Source organism: Agrobacterium sp. LEGMi-208b, from assembly GCF_059511785.1.
Genome location: NZ_CM183445.1, coordinates 2677480 through 2693780, shown reverse-complemented (window position 1 = coordinate 2693780; position 16301 = coordinate 2677480). Strand labels below are relative to the sequence as shown.

18 protein-coding genes are annotated in these 16301 nt (G+C 59.9%); all 18 read right to left on the bottom strand.

Features of this window, described 5'->3' with window-relative positions; translation table 11 throughout:
* Positions 1–163 precede the first annotated feature (163 nt).
* Positions 164–925, bottom strand: coding sequence for an ABC transporter permease (locus AC5YUO_RS13165; RefSeq protein ID WP_496153605.1), 762 nt, complete (start codon positions 923–925; stop codon positions 164–166).
* Positions 922–1848 carry an ABC transporter ATP-binding protein gene (locus AC5YUO_RS13160; RefSeq protein ID WP_496153604.1) on the bottom strand — a complete coding sequence of 309 codons (927 nt, stop codon included), beginning with the start codon at positions 1846–1848 and terminating at the stop codon, positions 922–924. The genes AC5YUO_RS13165 and AC5YUO_RS13160 overlap by 4 nt, the downstream gene beginning before the upstream one ends.
* 104 nt (positions 1849–1952) lie before the next feature.
* Complete coding sequence (locus AC5YUO_RS13155) at positions 1953–2774, bottom strand: sulfite exporter TauE/SafE family protein (protein ID WP_496153603.1); 822 nt, start codon at positions 2772–2774, stop codon at positions 1953–1955.
* 413 nt (positions 2775–3187) lie between these two features.
* Complete coding sequence (locus tag AC5YUO_RS13150) at positions 3188–3700, bottom strand: hypothetical protein (RefSeq protein ID WP_496153602.1); 513 nt, start codon at positions 3698–3700, stop codon at positions 3188–3190.
* Positions 3701–3782: 82 nt separating this feature from the next.
* The gene (locus AC5YUO_RS13145; protein ID WP_496153601.1) at positions 3783–5201 is read right to left on the bottom strand and encodes an SGNH/GDSL hydrolase family protein; all 1419 of its coding nucleotides are present in this window, start codon (positions 5199–5201) and stop codon (positions 3783–3785) included.
* A complete protein-coding gene (locus AC5YUO_RS13140) occupies positions 5201–5467 on the bottom strand; it encodes a hypothetical protein (protein WP_496153600.1) in 267 nt (88 codons plus the stop codon). Before AC5YUO_RS13140 ends, AC5YUO_RS13145 begins: the two co-directional genes overlap by 1 nt.
* Entirely contained in the window at positions 5464–6051 is a 588-nt protein-coding gene (locus AC5YUO_RS13135; RefSeq protein ID WP_496153599.1) for a DUF4376 domain-containing protein, read from the bottom strand. The genes AC5YUO_RS13140 and AC5YUO_RS13135 overlap by 4 nt, the downstream gene beginning before the upstream one ends.
* Before the next feature lie 9 nt (positions 6052–6060).
* The gene (locus AC5YUO_RS13130; protein ID WP_496153598.1) at positions 6061–7608 is read right to left on the bottom strand and encodes a DUF2793 domain-containing protein; all 1548 of its coding nucleotides are present in this window, start codon (positions 7606–7608) and stop codon (positions 6061–6063) included.
* Positions 7608–8204: a YmfQ family protein gene (locus tag AC5YUO_RS13125; protein WP_496153597.1), complete on the bottom strand. Its 597-nt coding sequence runs from the start codon at positions 8202–8204 to the stop codon at positions 7608–7610. Before AC5YUO_RS13125 ends, AC5YUO_RS13130 begins: the two co-directional genes overlap by 1 nt.
* 14 nt (positions 8205–8218) lie before the next feature.
* Positions 8219–9358 (bottom strand): baseplate J/gp47 family protein, encoded by a 1140-nt coding sequence (locus AC5YUO_RS13120; protein WP_496153596.1) that lies wholly within the window; start codon positions 9356–9358, stop codon positions 8219–8221.
* Complete coding sequence (locus tag AC5YUO_RS13115; protein ID WP_496153595.1) at positions 9358–9822, bottom strand: phage GP46 family protein; 465 nt, start codon at positions 9820–9822, stop codon at positions 9358–9360. Before AC5YUO_RS13115 ends, AC5YUO_RS13120 begins: the two co-directional genes overlap by 1 nt.
* A gap of 55 nt (positions 9823–9877) precedes the next feature.
* Positions 9878–10393: a phage baseplate assembly protein domain-containing protein gene (locus tag AC5YUO_RS13110; protein ID WP_496153594.1), complete on the bottom strand. Its 516-nt coding sequence runs from the start codon at positions 10391–10393 to the stop codon at positions 9878–9880.
* Complete coding sequence (locus tag AC5YUO_RS13105; protein WP_496153593.1) at positions 10390–11589, bottom strand: phage baseplate assembly protein; 1200 nt, start codon at positions 11587–11589, stop codon at positions 10390–10392. The genes AC5YUO_RS13110 and AC5YUO_RS13105 overlap by 4 nt, the downstream gene beginning before the upstream one ends.
* The gene (locus AC5YUO_RS13100; RefSeq protein ID WP_496154860.1) at positions 11589–12833 is read right to left on the bottom strand and encodes a DNA circularization N-terminal domain-containing protein; all 1245 of its coding nucleotides are present in this window, start codon (positions 12831–12833) and stop codon (positions 11589–11591) included. Before AC5YUO_RS13100 ends, AC5YUO_RS13105 begins: the two co-directional genes overlap by 1 nt.
* Entirely contained in the window at positions 12833–15262 is a 2430-nt protein-coding gene (locus AC5YUO_RS13095) for a phage tail tape measure protein (RefSeq protein WP_496153592.1), read from the bottom strand. Before AC5YUO_RS13095 ends, AC5YUO_RS13100 begins: the two co-directional genes overlap by 1 nt.
* An 81-nt stretch (positions 15263–15343) precedes the next feature.
* Complete coding sequence (locus tag AC5YUO_RS13090; RefSeq protein WP_496153591.1) at positions 15344–15478, bottom strand: hypothetical protein; 135 nt, start codon at positions 15476–15478, stop codon at positions 15344–15346.
* Complete coding sequence (locus AC5YUO_RS13085) at positions 15478–15936, bottom strand: hypothetical protein (protein WP_496153590.1); 459 nt, start codon at positions 15934–15936, stop codon at positions 15478–15480. Before AC5YUO_RS13085 ends, AC5YUO_RS13090 begins: the two co-directional genes overlap by 1 nt.
* A complete protein-coding gene (locus AC5YUO_RS13080) occupies positions 15936–16298 on the bottom strand; it encodes a phage tail tube protein (RefSeq protein ID WP_496153589.1) in 363 nt (120 codons plus the stop codon). Before AC5YUO_RS13080 ends, AC5YUO_RS13085 begins: the two co-directional genes overlap by 1 nt.
* Positions 16299–16301: the final 3 nt, after the last annotated feature.

Genomic DNA, 16301 nt, shown 5'->3' with positions numbered 1-16301 from the left:
TTTGGAAACTGGGCAGCACGCCCCGATCTCCCTCATCCCTGTGCCTGTCACAGGGATCCAGCCAGCCCAAGTCCTTGGGCTGAAAGGAGTCTTTCCGCCGCGCAGACGCGCGTCGGCTGGATTCCTGTGACAAGCACAGGAATGAGGGAGGTGACCCCCGCGATCAGTTGCGCAGCCGATACCCCGTCTTGAACATCCAGCCCACAACGCCAAGGCAGAGCGCCAGAAACAGCGTGATCATCGCAAGGCTGATGACGGGATTGACGTCGGCGATCTCATAAAAACTCCAGCGGAAACCGCTGATGAGATAAAGCACCGGGTTGAAATGGCTGACCGTCTGCCAGAAGGGCGGCAGCATGTCGATGGAGTAAAAGCTGCCGCCAAGGAAGGTCAAAGGCGGCACCACCAGCATGGGAATGAGGTTCAGCTGCTCGAAATTCGTCGCCCAGATGCCGATGATGAAACCGAACAGGCTGAAACTCACGGCCGTCAGCACGAAGAACAGGATCATCATGAATGGATGGGCAATGGTGATATCCACGAAGAACGACGCCGTTATCAGGATGATCGTGCCGATCATCAGCCCCTTGGTCGCCGCCGCCCCGACATAACCGGCGAGAATTTCCGTCATCGCCACCGGGGCGGAGAGGATTTCATAGACCGTACCGGTGAATTTCGGGAAATAGATGCCGAAGGAGCCGTTGCCGATACATTGCGTCAGAAGTGTCAGCATGATGAGGCCGGGCGTTATGAAAGCGCCATAGGAAACCCCGCCAACCTCCTGAATCCGCGAACCGATGGCGGTTCCGAACACGATGAAATAAAGCGATGTGGAAATGACCGGCGACACCACGCTCTGCAGCAGGGTGCGACGCGTGCGCGCCATTTCGAACAGATAGATGGACTTGATGGCTTCGAAATTCATTTCTGGCCTCCGACCAGCGAAACGAAGATATCCTCAAGCGAGCTTTGCCGCGTGGAAATATCCTTGAAATGGATGTTGGCGGCGAAAAGGGCATTCAGAACATCGGCAATGCGGCTCTGCTCGCCATTATCCTCGATTTCATAAGTAATGGTGCAGCCGTCCTCGGAAAGGCTAAGGCCGAAGGGCGCGAGGCTTTCCGGCAATGCCTGCACTGGCTGGGAAAGCTCGAGGAAAAGCTGCTTGCGGCCGAGTTTCTTCATCAGCGCCGTCTTTTCTTCCACCAGAAGCAATTCGCCGCCATTGATGACGCCCACCCGGTCGGCGATCTCTTCCGCCTCTTCGATATAATGCGTCGTGAGAATGATGGTGACGCCCTTGGCGCGCAGCTCGGAGACGACATTCCACATGTCACGGCGCAGGGTCACATCCACACCGGCGGTCGGCTCGTCGAGGAAGAGCACCTTTGGCTCATGCGCCAGCGCCTTGGCAATCAGCACACGCCGTTTCATGCCGCCGGAAAGCTCCCGCAGCATATTGTCCTTTTTGTTCCACAGCGACAGGGATTTGAGGATGCGCTCGATCAGTTCCGGGTTCTTTTTCTGTCCGTGCAGGCCGCGCGAAAAGCTGACGGTGTTCCACACCGTCTCGAACTGGTCGGTCGTCAGCTCCTGCGGCACGAGGCCGATCAGGGCGCGGGTCTGGCGAAAATCCTTCACCACGTCGTGCCCGCCGACGAGCACCGAACCTTCACCCGGATTGACGAGACCGCAGACGATGGAAATCAGCGTCGTCTTGCCGGCGCCATTCGGACCCAGAAGGGCGAGGATTTCCCCTTCCCTGATATCGAGGCTGACACCTCTGAGCGCCTGAAAGCCATTTGCGTAGGATTTTGTCAGATTCCGTATCGAAACAATGGCATTCATGGCGAATCTTTCGAAAAACCGAGTAAGATGCACGCCATATAGGCCGTAGAATGCGCAAATGCCAGTCCGACGGGCTGAACACTGCGTTCGGCGATTAAGGAAAATCAGCCGTAGACGCTATAGAAAAACTGCGCCGCGACGAAGACCAGAAACAGCCCGAAAGCCCGCTCCAGCTGCTTCTTGCTGAGCGCGTGCGCCAGCCGTGCCCCATAGGGCGCGACCACGAGGGTAAGGGGGATCAGCAGCACCACGGCGATCCAGTTGATAAAGCCGGTGGAAAAAGGCGGCAGGCCCGGTTCACCCCAGCCGGCCCAGATGTAACCCAGAAGGCCCGGCAGCGAAATCAGCACGCCGACACCGGAAGAGGTTGCGACCGCCTGATGGATGGTGCGTCCGTAGAGCGTCATGAAGGTATTGTTCATCACCCCACCGCCCACGCCCATCAGGCCGGAAAAGAGCCCAATGCCGGTGCCGACCAGAAAACGGCCCGGATTTTTCGGCAGGTCGGAACCGAGATGCCAACTCGCGCGGTTGAAGATCATCCGGAAGGCGAGCGCCAGTGCGATGAAGGCGAAGATCAGACGGAGCGCGACGCTGGAAGCATAGGCGGCGACGACGGAGGCGAGGATGGTGCCGAGCGGCACGGCGACGATCCAGCCCTTCAGCAGATCGACATCGACCGCGCCTTTCTGGCGATGCGTCAGGAACGAGCGGATGGAGGTGGGCACGATGATTGCAAGCGACGTGCCGAGCGAAAGATGCATGCGCACCGCGTCGGGCACATCCAGAAGCCCGAAGACCTGGTAGAAGACGGGCACCAGCACCGCGCCGCCGCCAATGCCGAACAGCCCCGCCAAAAGGCCTGCAACCACACCCGCCGCCGCAAGCGCCGCAGCAAAGATCATCAGCTCTGAAACAGGGGGCATGAAAGCAGGCTCCCGGGGGCCGTTGTCACAAACATGTGACGCTCATAGCGTATCAGAAGAGCGCGGCAAGCCATGTTGGCCGCAGGTCAGTACGGCGCGATGTCTTTTGCCGCTATCCGCGCCGGATGGACCACTCCGTGGGATCGTTTTCCCATTGCATGCCCTTGCAAAGACGCCGATATCCCCCCGATAAGGCAGTCTTTTTCACCGGCCTTCGGGCCGGTCTTTTTTTGTGCGCATGTGACGCGTCGGATTATGGGTTGTATCCATAACTCCGTCATTCCGGCCTTGATGTAGCGCGCAAAATCGAATGGCGCGGAGCGCAACAACATTTGGCAACAAATTCGCAGATCAATGGAATGCAAAGGTGATCTTGTAAGGCTGGCTAAAGGGCTTATCAAAAGGGCCTAAATTCATTTGTCAGGAAACGTGCCAAAGAGCCTCAGGCAAACGGTAGAGACCGTCGCAACGGTCCCGGCATTAACAAAAGTTTGGCCTCTACCTTTTGTGGTCGTTGCTAGATCGACCCATGCTTCGTAGGGGCCGGCATTCATCGCGGCGAGAATGCGGTTCTCGCTGTCTAAGAAAACAAAATCACCGGAAACGCGGACCGCTTCTGAACTTCGGTTGGCGATCGAATAAGTGGTCTCCATCTGGATCATACCAGAGAGAGTGTCCTTTACCTCTCTGACTGAAAAATTGTTGACGATAAAGCCATTCTCATCGACGGAATATTTTTGGAGCTCGAGCATCGGCAAACAGATGGCGGATGCTGGCGTAGCCTGCACTGCATGGATTGCGGCATCATCTGCCGCTGCGCCCAGCGGTACCGCAACAACGGCCAAGAGCAGCCAACTGCGTCTCTTAAAAGGCAGCAACATAAAACCGCAGGCCAATATCCAGATGAACATGAGAAAGAGCGTCATTTTGTACCCCACCAGCGCTGACAACTACGCGGTTGTAGCGAGTTCGGGATATCCCGTACAGAGGGCGAAGCTTCCCGTCATATCAAACGGCCGGCCTCACCAGCCCCAGACGTGGTACAAGCCCCTCAATGATCACACACCGCTGAAGCCATGCGGGTTCCACCGTTGCCGGCGCGGTGGCACCGAAGCCGGGGGCCACTCCGTAGCTGGAGTTGGCGTCATTGTTGGCTGGATCGCATGGAACACCCGCGTGAACGATTGGCATCCACCCGCCTGCCTGGGGTGCACCCCACATCAACCCACCGCCTGCGAATGTGCGAAGAAATCCGTTCGACATGGTAACGAGGCTGTTATATGGCGTCCTTTGCAGCGGGTTTGCCTTCACAAGCATGATGGCAGTGATGTTTTTAGCCGCCATTGACCCTCGCTCGGTAGCGTCGAAGCTGTTCTGGATTTTTGAAAACTGACCATTCGAAGCGGCAGGTGCCAGTTTGGCCGACCAAGCCGCCCCCGCGCCCGGGAAAATGTTGCCTGCATCGATGTCCTTCGTGGTGATGTTGCCCGCGACATTCTGGAAATTGACCGGCACGCTTCCAGTCCAGTTAGACAGATCGCCGTTGACGAACAGATTGGTTCCGATCGGCAATTCCATCCAGCTTACAGTTTCAAAAGCGACCTTTCGGGCCTTTCTGTATTCTGCCATTAGCGCATCCGCTACCAGTTGCGCACCTGCCGAATTGGCCTGCGTGTCGGAAGGATGAACAACTGGCGTCGCTTCGCCGGTTCGGTAGAGGCTTGCGGGTTTTCCGGCATCAATGAAGAGCTTGTGGCTATTCACAATAGTGAGGCTCGGGAATGCCGACGAAACGCCCATAATGGCGTTGTAAACGTTCGCGTAGCCAGCGTTATCGCGCCATGGGTTCTGTGTTGTCAGGACTTGCGGAACGCCTTTCCACTGCCAGCTAATGAGACCGATTATCGACCAGAACAGGCCGCGACCATAAGCGAGGTCATTGCCGGGCGTCTCAAACGAGGACATGTTGTGGCCATGGTGGGTTATAGCCAGATCGGGTTTCGGGATGGCGTCGATCGCTGCCGCTTTGCGCGATGTTTCGAACATACAGCCGGCAACCTGTCCAGGGAGAGAGGCAAGCCAGAAATCGATTGTTTGAGACGTGCCACTTCGAAGGACAACCGGCGCGGCGTACTCCTTCGGACCATTGGCAGAAGAGCCACCCCATTCCGCCCACCGGTGCATGATGACCGTCGCATTGTGGAGATCGCCAAGAGCGAGCGCGAACTTGTAGTAGGGGCCGTATTCGGAATGGCCGGTACTGTCGGTGTTGGCGAAAATGTTGACGTTGTAGCCGCCTTCCAGCCTCGTTTTTAGAGGGCCGAAAGCCGAGCTGACCTTATCAACCGAGAAAAAGTCGCGCTCATTGGCCGGTAGGGCTAAAGGGCCGCTCTGTGGCAGGACAAGGGGCAGGCTCGCCGACTGCATCAGCTGTTGTCCCAAACAGTTAGCGTCTTGCTGGCGGGGTTGTTACGAGCGACCAGGCGTAGGCTCGGCAGCTTGGCGATCCGGACAATCGGCGTGGACGTGCGGTGCAGGGTGGCGACGGTTACCCAACCCGCATCGGCAGAAACACGCGCCTGAACGTCCACGGTGGTCTGGTCGCTGGTTGCAGCGATCTGAAGGTAAGTCTCGTCTGCCGGCGTCCAGGCGTTACTTTCGATGGTTGTGTCGGTGGTGGTAAGCCTGATCATGCGTTGCCTCCTTCAGGCCAGACAATGGATGTAACGGCCTCGGCCGTCGTCGCGGCCAGAACGCTTACGGTCAGCTCAGCGAGCAGCGTCTGGCACCTGACGACATGCGCTTTACCATCTCGCCCAGCCTGCTGGATTTGGGCCGCGCTGTGCATTTTCCAAGTCCAAACGCCGGCCTCGTCGCTGACCCAGAAAGGCGTCTGCCAGTCGGACGGCGGGTTGGGCAGCAAGCTGTCCGACACAGAACCCATCATATTGATCTGGTCTTTGATTTTGGACGGGTAGGTGTGAGCCGCGCCGAGAGCGTCTGATCGATAGCCGCCCACGATCGCTGTTTCGCAGGCGACGGTGAGTTCAGCTATCCTGTTACTCTTTGCATGGGCTAAAAGTTCGGCTTCAGTCGGTGGCGACGGTGGCGAAAGATGCCCATCAAGTACGGAATAGCCCTCTGTCGCCAAGCAGGCCAGCCACTCGGCGTCCGTAATTTCAATGGTGTCCAAGCCATCAGGAACCGGACTGTCGATGCTGTCGTAAAACCCAACGATTTTCCCGGCTTCATCATAAGCTGCGTATTTCTGTCCCATGATCAATCCTCAATTGCCTATAGCGAACCAGCCGAATGACGGGAAAGACGACCCACTATCGTACCACCCGAACCCGGAAGAACCCCAGTTGAATGACAGTGAGTATGTGGCGGAGTTCGTTGCCGATCGGCTCCCAAACACGCCCCTGCACCCGTTCGGAAACGCAATGGGGAATGACCCAGAACCGCTTGATTGCGATCCGGTGTTGGTGACAAATCCCCATTGAAATATCTGCCCCGTGGGCAGTTTCTGATATCCCGTCGGTCCGAAAGCAGAAGAAAAGCCGGCTGCAGTAGACACCAGGCTCAAAATGCTGACGGACCCCATGGGTTGAACCATTGACGGGGGAGACGCCCACTGACCCGGCGTGGTTTGCGTAATGAGGGCATACCCCACTACTCGGTAGGGACTGTTGGCGACCGGGGCGGCGGAATAAACGACGTTGGCCGAATTTGCACCGCCACCAATTGCGGAAGAAGATATCACCCCGGTTTCGTCCAGGTTCAGGCTTCCTGTCGTCGTGGCGTGGACAATCCCAAGAGTGGGGTTCCCGCCATTATAGAGGACAAGAATCAGAACCTGGGAAATGACGCCGCTGACTGTTCCAAGAGTAGCGCCCGCCGGAACTGTGAGAGACAGCGGGTTGGCACTTACAGACGATACTGAGCCGTTTGCGGCAGACGCTGACCGGAACGAAAGATTACCACCAGCCCATCCTAACGTCAGCGCGTTTGCCGCGACGGAGGCGGACACCTGATGCAGTTGTTGGGGGATGACCCCTGTCGCGGGGTTCTTCAAAATCCACACGTTGGAGGACAGATCGTAAGTCAAATCCATCCAGTAGCCGGCCGAAACATCACCGGGGGCCAGATTTAGATTTGCGCCCTTTTTGATGGGGGCCGCAGCGATAAGACCCGAGTTGGGCGTAAATGTAGGGATTGTTGTCGCGTTGGCTGCTGACGCGCGGACCCGCACACTCAGACCATCGACCAACAACAGGATAGCGGGGGAGAAGGACGCGGTTATGGCATCGGCCGTTCCTCCGGCAACGGCGGACCTCCACTTGCCGGACTGCGTATCGATCGCCAGCTTTTCCACGTAGGTGCCAGCGATCCTCTCGAACACCCGACCGTCTGGCAGACTGACGCCATGACCGTCTGTCGGGGTCAAGTAAGTCCAGCCAGAACCGAACCACACGGCGATCTTGCCGACATTTCCCGCCCAGATGCCCGTGGCACCTACAGGCACGAGATATGCATCACCCACTGTAGGCGCGCCCGGTGCACTCGAAAGCGTCATCGAGTTGACAGCAAGCCAGCGCCGGCCTCGATCGGGTGCGAGGCCCAAGATTTGAAGTGCCTGCCAGAGCTGCGTCCAATCGCCTTCACTGGGGGCAAGGCCGGCCTCAGTGATAACTTTCAGGATTTCTTCCTGCGTCATATTGAGAAAGAGAGCGGTCACCTCCGTGCCAGATGCGCCGGCAACGAGGTTTTCATCGCGGAAGCCGCGACGACCGCCGCCGATATCGATAGTGTCAGCGCCGTTGATGCGATCCATCAGGCTTCTCCGTACTTGAAAACGAGTTGAGTGTGAGCCGGCTTGTAGCGCCGCAGAACGCATTCGATCGCCGAGACCTCGAATGAGCCGAGCCGATGACCGGCACGGCTTGCGCCCGCCTTGAAATTGGTGACTGTGATCAGGCCGGGGATGTTGACGCGCCAGACGAACTGCGACCCTTCCGGACGAAGGCGCTGGCCGGCGCGCAGCACGCCCGCCCTCGATGGCCAGAATTCCTCCACCGTGATGGTGACACCAAGGGCGGCGGCAACCGAAACGAAATATGGGATCGACTGGCCACCTCGGGCGGTCCAGCGCTGGAACGCCAGCTGGCGGCGCTGCTGTACGGTCAGGCCGTCTTTGTCGCGGCCGCAGGGATCAGGCCCAAGGCAGCGCTCGAAATCCGAAAGTAACTTGTCCGCCAGGCGCGGGTCCGTTTCGTTCATCATCGCCTGGGCCGCTGCCTCGGCGTCTGCAATGGCCTCGGCGATCGCGCCGAGGATCACGCGCATCACACCGTCGCGATACCATAACGCCCAGCCGATCGGCAGTTTCGCAAACAGGCTTTGAAGGATCGTTGAAGAGGTCCTGGACATGTCTCAAGGCCTCCTTAATTCAGCCAGGTGATGGCGGTGGCGACGGGGCAAGCCTTGATGTCAAGCGTGTATCGAGCGGCGGGGACGGTCAGATCATGAGAATATTCGCCGTCTGCGGCCGAGATCGCTTCCGAAATTCGTGACGGCTCGATGGTGGCGCCGATCGGGCCTTCGTTCTCGATGTCGTCCTCGTCGCCGATCGTGGCGATGAAGCGATCATAGGCGGCCTGCACTGCCGCCCTGGTCATTGCGCCATCCGGACGAAGGCGAACGCTTGCCGGCACTTCCACCAGCTCGGCCGCCAAGGGTATGATGCGGGCCGTGACGGGCCGGACGCCAGTCTGGCTACCCTGAGCGCCGATATAGCTGCCGATCGCGGTCAGCTCCAGTTCTGTCGGAACTCGGGGCGTGCCGTCATCATTCTTCAGAGCGATGACGAGGCCCACGGAACCGCGACCGATCCAGTCTTCCACGACCTTGACCGCGTAGACGCTAGCGACGTTGCCGACCCATGCCTTGTAGTCTGCGGAAGAGCCACCCATGGGCGGTTCGCGGATGCGCTGAAGATATCGCACCTGTACTTCTTCCGGCGTCTCATCGTCAGCGCCACCTGCGAAGGCGGTGGCAACCGTGATTTTCGAAATCTCGGGATAGGCGGCAACCGTGGCAAGCTGCACACCGCTTTCCAGATTGCCGGCGCTGCCGGCCGTGACCGCCTCGGCCGTGACAATGACTGTGCCTCCGGGGGCGATCGTGCCGCCCGACGTGGTCACATACGTGTTGGTCGCCGTCGATGTCAGTACGATGCCGGATGCCAGCACGGTTCCAGCGACACCTTCGACCGTGACCGCTCCGACCGCCTTTGTGGCCGCGCGTGGTTCAACGCCCCAGATCGAGGCGTGCCGCAGGATCATTGTTTCGTCGTCGGCGCTATCGGGCATCCATTGCCGCGCCCACCATGCGACATGATCATGGGTTTCGCGGACCTCTGGGGCAACGGCGCTCCAGATCACGGCAAACATGCCGCGCGCAGAACGGACGGCACGCGAAATCGCCTTCACGTCTCCCTGCGGATAGATACCGAGCAGGATTACTTCCGAGGCGGCAGCGAGGCGGGAAAAGATGGTTTTCGCAGCAGGGACAGGCCAGACCATTACGCCACCTTCCGCGTCAGTTCGAGCGTGACATCCTCGACCAGGACACGATAGGCAAGCACGCCGGCACGCAGCCACCAGACTTCGATTTCCGCTGGCGTGCCGGTTTCCGTCTCCGCCCAGGCAAGCCCCTCGGCAAGGTAATATTCAGCGAGCTGGCGTGTGATCTCGGTTTCCTTGGCGCGCTCCAGAAGCCAGAGCTTGCAACCGGACATGTCGCCGGCAGCATTGAGGCCGTCAAGCAACGCGCCACGGCGTTCGGAAAAGGAGGCGGGCGCAAGGAACTGAGAGCGGCCTTCCGGCAGCTCGTCATCCGGAGAGGCGCGACGATCGACGCCGACAGAAAGCAGGATCGGGGTGATCGGAGTTTCGTCGACCACGAGATTGAATTCGTCATCGAGCACCAGATCGCAGCAGCGCCGCGTGGCGTCATAGGTCAGGGCAAGGTCGAGAAATCCTGTCATGGGCGCGAAATTATCGCGCGCGCGCAAGCCTGATCAGGCCCGCCGTGGCGGGCGGTCAGTCGCCAACAGGCGCGTCACTGATGCCGCCGCCTGGCACAACACCCGTGTGCTTGTGCGTCTTGTCGATCACGACGCCGTCATGCTTGATGCTGCCGCCTTCGACGCTCAACCCGGAGGCGTCGAGTATCATCGTCACGCCGCCGACTTTAAAAGTGATGGAACTGGCGGCCTGCACGTTGATGCCGCCGCTGGCTTTGATGATCATGCGATCGCCGAACTTGTTGGCGATACCGACATCACCTTTACTGAGACCACCCATGCGTTGCGAGGGGTTGGCGAGCGGCAGGATCACCATGTCGCCCTCGTCGCCGCCGATCGCCAGCGCTACGCCAACTGCGCCGTCATCATCCGGAACAGACAGGAGGCCGTAAGGCAGCATCACTTCGAGATCGTTGCGCCAAACGCCTTCCGCGACCTCGGCCGAGGCCGTCTGCATCTGGCCATCATCCTTGATGTCTTTCACAGTGACGCGGCGGACGAGGCCGCGCAGCTTGTTGACGATCTCGCTCATAGTGCCTCGGCCTTTCCATCGAGCGGCCCGGTAGTCTTTTTGGCCTTGCTCTTACCGGTCTTATTGGTCCGGCGTTTGCCGACCGGCTCCTTGTCGAATGCCTCGGCCGAGCAGACGGAGATATCCGTGGTGATTTTGTCAGCCTCCGCATAACGCACGGCCGAGATCAGCAGATCGCGCTCGATGTCGAGGAAAGCATCCGACACGGCAACCACCTGGTTGACCGTCCAAAGCTCACCGTTCGCTTCGTGGCCTTTGACCGTGTAGGTCTGCTCGTCACCTCCAGCACGGGACGTGCGATTGCGCCAGTCGGCTTCGTCCTGGGCGCTGTCCGCCCCAGCCTTGCTCCTGGCAAGATGGACTTTGGGCCGGTAGCGCTTGATTTCGCTGTCCTCGGCGCGGCCGGTTGCAACGGTTCCCTTGCGCTCCCGCTCGCGGGCTGAGCCATCGCCATCACTGCGGCTGTCTGTGCCGATCGGTTCGGCTGTTGTGTCCAGGGAGGCGGCGCTACGGGCCTTGCCGGATCGCTCGGACTGGCCGCGCACGACAGTTTTGCTGTGGCGCTTTGCCGTGCTGAAGGATGCGCTGACAGCCATGACGTTACCCGGCAGGCTAATCCCATCGGGTGCGCGCGTCTTGCCCGTTCGGGTGATGACGATATTGCCAACGCCATCCGAAAGGATGAGCACACTGCGTTGCCTCGATCCTTTCTCGATCGCGGAAAAGGCGGTCTCGCCAAGGTCGATCGAATACCGGTCGAAGGTGTCACCGGTGTCCACCTCAGTGCGGACCTTGAGGCCGAACGGCTCGGCGATCTTGGCAGCAGCGTCCTCCAGCTTGACGCCTTTCAGCTCGGCCGGACCTTCCGCCAGTGCGGAGCAGTCGATCAGATCGCCAGTCTTGTCGCGGCCTGAGATCGTCACCTCGGCGTTCCCGTAGCCGACATCGTAGGCGATTTGCTCGACGTAGCCGACAAGCACCGTGCGCTTGCCGATCATGATCTTCGCCAGCATCTGATTGCGCAGGCGGGGAAGCTTCTTGCCTACGGTATAAGGCAATGTGGCGGCCGATGCGTAGCCATCACGGAACGTGAAGCTGAAGCTTCCGGAAAAGTCCTTCAGGTCGCGGGTGACCTCTCCCGAGGTCCACTGGTCATAGGCCACGCCATCGAGAAAGAGCTTGATGCTTTTCGCCATCAGCTACGCTCCAGAAACTCGACATCGCCGGCAGGCAGTTGCGCAGGGTGTGACGGATCATTGCGCGCGACGAGGTCGGCATAGACCGCTTCTAGGCGTGCCGGCGTATCGCCCGACAGATGCTGTGCGATGAGCCATGCGTCGGTATCGCGGGTTACGGACAGGCGGCGTACGGATGGCAGGCGTCCGATGACCTCGTTGAGATCGGAGACGATCGCAGCAATCAACGATCGTGCGGATGAAGAAGCGGCCGAACTGGCGGCCTGCGTGGTCGCCGGTGCTTGCTGTTCGACCTGGTCGATGAATGAGACCAGAACCGAGGTCATGGCGGCGCGATAACGGAGCGCCTCCTGTCGGGATACAAAGTCAGCATAGGAGGACTGCCCGGCCGACGCCGCTATGAACTGGCCGGCAGCACCAGCCAGCAACAAGGCGTCAATTGCAGACGGTGCCTTGCCCGCTTCCTTCAGCAATCCTGTTGCGATGGAAAGGCCGGCGCTCATCAGCGCCTGGGCGCTCGCCTTTGTGGTGGCGATCGTGGTCGCAGGGGCGACGGCTGGCACGTCGATCGTCTGCGCGATGACTGACGCGGCCGAGCTGGCCCACGCGTTCAACGCAATGGGCGAGGACGGCGAAGATGCAGCCAGCGCTGAACGTATCTGACTGACGGCCGAGCGGGCATCCGGACGCGCCGCAATCGAATCGGCCATCGACGCGATGACACGACGGCTACGAATGGACGCCGAGGTGCGGACGGTTGAGATAACCGCCGAACCGATCAAGATGGCAAGCGATGTCACGGCGCTGGTGAAGCTCGACAGCGCCGAGGGCAACACGCTTCCAGAAAAGCCGGACACCGACGATGCCGGCGCGCGCTTGAACCGCGCCGAAACCCGGAATACCCGCAACTCCCGTTCAGAAAAACGGATTTGCGCCGGTTCTTCCCAGATGACCTGCATCGGGCCAAGCCACGGGTGAATAAGAAGCGCTGATCCAGGCGTTTCAAAGGCCTTGGACAACAGCTTCGCACGCACACGATAATCGTCACCGACATAAAGCGCTTCAATACTGATGCCTGATGGACCAACGCCGAAATCGTCATAGTCGGCTGGATCGACGCCGGGATAAAGGTATTCGAGAACCCGCCGTCCGTGGTCGCTGGACACATCGATAATGGAGATAGGAATACCGCGAAAAACGCCCGGCAGTAGCCCTTCAGCGGCGTTGAGACTGTCGAGCAGCATCAATCCCTCCCGACCGCAACGCCAGTGTTGATGTTCGACGACGGTGACGTGACGGTCGTGGTCTGACCCGTCACCTTGCCGGGGCCTTCGACAACAACCTTGGCCTCGGTTTTGACGTTGAGCTGTTGCGGCACGGCCGGTGCGGTCGGCGATGCCTGTGCTGGCAGTGCGGCGTTCTGGTTGGCGGGCAGCATGCTGTTGCGGCCAAAACGGGTCATGTTACGCTGACCTGAGACCCCAAGTGCGTTTGAAACACCTTCAACGCTAAGGGCGGCTTTCACACGCTCAAGCGCCGAAGCAACACTATTCCAGGCATCGGCGATGCCGTCCGGCATCAGCGCTTTCCAGTCGATACCACGATTGATGGCTTCGACCAGCGACGCGATACCCTTCACTACCCACTCGATGGCCTTCGCAAAGTTTTCCAGAGCCAAGAATGCCGCGAGAACCGTCTTGCCAGCAAGGTCTCCGAGGAAGCCCATGATGCCCTGTAGCCTGCCGCCTTCGCCGAGGCCGACAAGATCACGGATTGCTGCCGCGAGACGCAGGAACCCTGTGGCAATGCCGCCGATCGATCTCACTGCCCCGCCGGCAGCCTTTCCGATCGGCTCCAGCCATGGCGCAAAACCTGCGCCAAAATCCTTCAGCCCTTGCCACGCTTTGGCAATGCCATCGAGCGCAATGTCGAGACCACGGAAGGCGGCGAGTTTGGCATCGTCGATCGTCAGGCCGGATAGATCGATCTTCAGATCGAGGCCCTCGGCAAATCCGGACATGAGCTTCTTCAGGTTCTGCCAGCCGGCCGCCACGTCATCGAGCGCAGTACCAAGACCGGCGCGGATAATGGGACCGTAGCGACCAGCCAGATCGCGGGCAACACCCATGACCTGATTACCGATATTGCGCAGGTGCGGGACTGCTTGCGAGGCTTTCTGGCGAATGGTTCCCCAGGCATCGCCAAGCCGATCCCACATGCGAGAAAGACGAGGCGCGTAGCTTGACCAGTTTTGATAGATATACGCACCAGCCGCTGCGATGCCTGCCAGCGCGATACCGACCGGGCTGAACAGTGCAGCCAGAACCGACAGGCCCGCGCCGATCGCTGGCAATACAACGCCGAGAACGCCAAGGCCGGCCGTCGCAAGCACAGCAACGCCCGCAAAGGCGAGACCCTGTTTGACCATGCCGCCCGTCGCGGCATCAAACTCGCGAACCCACTTGAGGCCGTCCATCAGATAACCGTTGATCGTCGGCATCCAGGTACCGAAGGCAAGGCCGACTTCGCGGGATGCCTGCGTGCCGATCTCGCGGAAGATGTTGAGCTGGCGATTGAGGCCCATCATCTGGGTTTCGAAGTCGGCATCGATGGCGCTCCCCGTCGCCTTGGCGACTTCATCCTTGATCGACTTGTATTCGTCGATGTTGCCGAGCATCGGGATCAGGAAGTCCATCACCTGCATGTCGGAGAACAGTTCGCCGAGCTTGCCAGCGCCGTAAATCTTTTCGAGCTGCTCGCGCACGGTCGCCAGGGCATCCGCATCGGACATGCCTGCGGCCTTCGCCTTGCCCATCAGCCCCTGAATTTCCTTGCTGGAAACGCCGGTCAGCTTGGTGATCTTCTGCACAACGGCTTCGATCGGGTTGATGCCCTTCGTCACCGCGTCCTGCATCACGCCCTGGATATCGACGCCCATATCAGCAAAGTTCTTGACCGTGGTCGGGGCCAGTACTTTCGACAGGAAGTTTTTCAGGTTGTTGGCGGCCTCGGCCGGGTCGGATGTACCCTTGCGGGCGACCTGAAGGGCAGCGCCGAGGAAGTTGACCGCCTCGCGGCCGGTCACACCGAACTTTGCCATCTGGCCGGTCAGCGTCGGGAAGTAGCGCGACATGTCCTTCAGCTCGAAGGAACCGAGCTTGCCGGCCGTGACGAGTGCGCCCATAGCATCGTCCAGCTGCTCGGCAGGCAGCTTCAGTGTGGTGAGCAACGACGTGGCAACGGACGCCATGTCGTTCATCTCGGCATTGGCGGCGGTTGCGGCGCGGCTGATCGAACCGATCGAGCGGTCTACCAGCCCGTTATCGACACCGGCCGCGATCATCTGCCCCGCGCCTCGGGCGACGGTATCGGAGAGCTGGCCGACATCGAGGGCGAGCTGCTCAAATTTCGCCTTGGACTGATCGACAAAGGCAAAGGCCGCCTGTCCCGTCAGATTTGACGTTCCGGCTATGTCGATCAGTTGCTGCTGAAAAGCTGCGGCCTCCTGCATGGGGCCGAGAAAAGAGATGCCGGCAATGGCGGCACCCACGATGCCGATCTTGCGGGCGGCATTCGAAATGCCTTCGAGAGCGCCCTTAAGGCCGCGTAAAGGCCCACTCAAGAGGTCCTTGAGCCGAACGATGACATCAAGGTTCATGTTCCGGTTGGCCATGCGCGCGCCGCTCCAATCTGGCGGCAACGTACGCGCATGCGCGCGCGAGGTTCAGGCCCGCCTTAGCGGGCGGGGCCTGAACTAGCCTTGGGCAAGGTCATTCACATGTTTTCGGTAGGACATGATGCAGTTCCACCAGAACCGCACCTGATTGATCGTCATGTCGTCGATCTCGGCCGCGCTGAAGCCGGAGCCGTCAGCGAGGCCGCCAATCATTACCGGCCAGTCTTGCGGCCACTCGTCAAAAAATGGTTGAGCACCCGGCCGGCGTCTGTGATGTCTTCCAGGTCGAGCTTTTCATAAAGCTTGTCCATGACCATCTGCGAAAGGCGCGTCGAGCAGGCAAGGGCTACGGCAACCTGCTTTTCGTCGGAGACGCTCGCAATGCGCTGTTGGTCAGCGCCGCGCAGGCGATGGAAGGTGAGGCTTTCAAATTTATCCTCCCAGGTCTTGCCGTCCTTCTTGCGGCCAATCACTTGAGGATACAACAGCGGGAGCGTAACCGAGCCGTCATCGTTCTGGACGGACCGCTCCGGAAGCCTGTCGCGGGGATCGGCATCTTCATCGACGAAATCAGCGCGAGGCGCAGCACCCGTCACATTGCCGGCAGGCGCAGGGGTTTCCGCACCGGTAGGATTATCTTCGTCGAGATCGACCTTGATTGTAGTACCCATCAGAGAAGTTCCTCGGGCGAAGATGCGGCCCATTTGAGTTCGATCTTGCCTCCTTCACCGCCCGTGACCTCGGACCGATCATCGACAAGGAACGCGTCGTTGAACACGTAAGTCTGGCCGGTGTCGCAACGCACCTGCAGTTCCCCTTCGCCGGGGTCCAACAGGTTGCCGAGGCTCTGGCCGCGTTCGAGGTTGGTGGTGGCGGTGATCTGCGACCCTTGATACTCCTGGGCACGGCCAACCTTCCGGCCATAGGTAACCGCGTTGTTCTTGATGCCGCCGATGCGCAGCTTTGCGCCTTTCTCGACGGGGATGTTTCGCCCCCGCCAGATGATATCGACGAGACCCAATACTTGTGTCATCGC

Excerpts from the sequence above, each read along its gene's own strand:
- AC5YUO_RS13105 (WP_496153593.1), bottom strand. The coding sequence starts at position 11,589 with ATGGCGAAAAGCATCAAGCTCTTTCTCGATGGCGTGGCCTATGACCAG.
- AC5YUO_RS13140 (WP_496153600.1), bottom strand. The coding sequence starts at position 5,467 with ATGATCAGGCTTACCACCACCGACACAACCATCGAAAGTAACGCCTGG.
- AC5YUO_RS13090 (WP_496153591.1), bottom strand. The coding sequence starts at position 15,478 with ATGATTGGCGGCCTCGCTGACGGCTCCGGCTTCAGCGCGGCCGAGATC.
- AC5YUO_RS13130 (WP_496153598.1), bottom strand. The coding sequence starts at position 7,608 with ATGGATCGCATCAACGGCGCTGACACTATCGATATCGGCGGCGGTCGT.
- AC5YUO_RS13110 (WP_496153594.1), bottom strand. The coding sequence starts at position 10,393 with ATGAGCGAGATCGTCAACAAGCTGCGCGGCCTCGTCCGCCGCGTCACT.
- AC5YUO_RS13120 (WP_496153596.1), bottom strand. The coding sequence starts at position 9,358 with ATGGTCTGGCCTGTCCCTGCTGCGAAAACCATCTTTTCCCGCCTCGCT.
- AC5YUO_RS13100 (WP_496154860.1), bottom strand. The coding sequence starts at position 12,833 with ATGCTGCTCGACAGTCTCAACGCCGCTGAAGGGCTACTGCCGGGCGTT.
- AC5YUO_RS13150 (WP_496153602.1), bottom strand. The coding sequence starts at position 3,700 with ATGACGCTCTTTCTCATGTTCATCTGGATATTGGCCTGCGGTTTTATG.
- AC5YUO_RS13155 (WP_496153603.1), bottom strand. The coding sequence starts at position 2,774 with ATGCCCCCTGTTTCAGAGCTGATGATCTTTGCTGCGGCGCTTGCGGCG.
- AC5YUO_RS13165 (WP_496153605.1), bottom strand. The coding sequence starts at position 925 with ATGAATTTCGAAGCCATCAAGTCCATCTATCTGTTCGAAATGGCGCGC.
- AC5YUO_RS13095 (WP_496153592.1), bottom strand. The coding sequence starts at position 15,262 with ATGGCCAACCGGAACATGAACCTTGATGTCATCGTTCGGCTCAAGGAC.
- AC5YUO_RS13145 (WP_496153601.1), bottom strand. The coding sequence starts at position 5,201 with ATGCAGTCGGCGAGCCTGCCCCTTGTCCTGCCACAGAGCGGCCCTTTA.
- AC5YUO_RS13080 (WP_496153589.1), bottom strand. The coding sequence starts at position 16,298 with ATGACACAAGTATTGGGTCTCGTCGATATCATCTGGCGGGGGCGAAAC.
- AC5YUO_RS13135 (WP_496153599.1), bottom strand. The coding sequence starts at position 6,051 with ATGGGACAGAAATACGCAGCTTATGATGAAGCCGGGAAAATCGTTGGG.
- AC5YUO_RS13085 (WP_496153590.1), bottom strand. The coding sequence starts at position 15,936 with ATGGGTACTACAATCAAGGTCGATCTCGACGAAGATAATCCTACCGGT.
- AC5YUO_RS13160 (WP_496153604.1), bottom strand. The coding sequence starts at position 1,848 with ATGAATGCCATTGTTTCGATACGGAATCTGACAAAATCCTACGCAAAT.
- AC5YUO_RS13115 (WP_496153595.1), bottom strand. The coding sequence starts at position 9,822 with ATGACAGGATTTCTCGACCTTGCCCTGACCTATGACGCCACGCGGCGC.
- AC5YUO_RS13125 (WP_496153597.1), bottom strand. The coding sequence starts at position 8,204 with ATGTCCAGGACCTCTTCAACGATCCTTCAAAGCCTGTTTGCGAAACTG.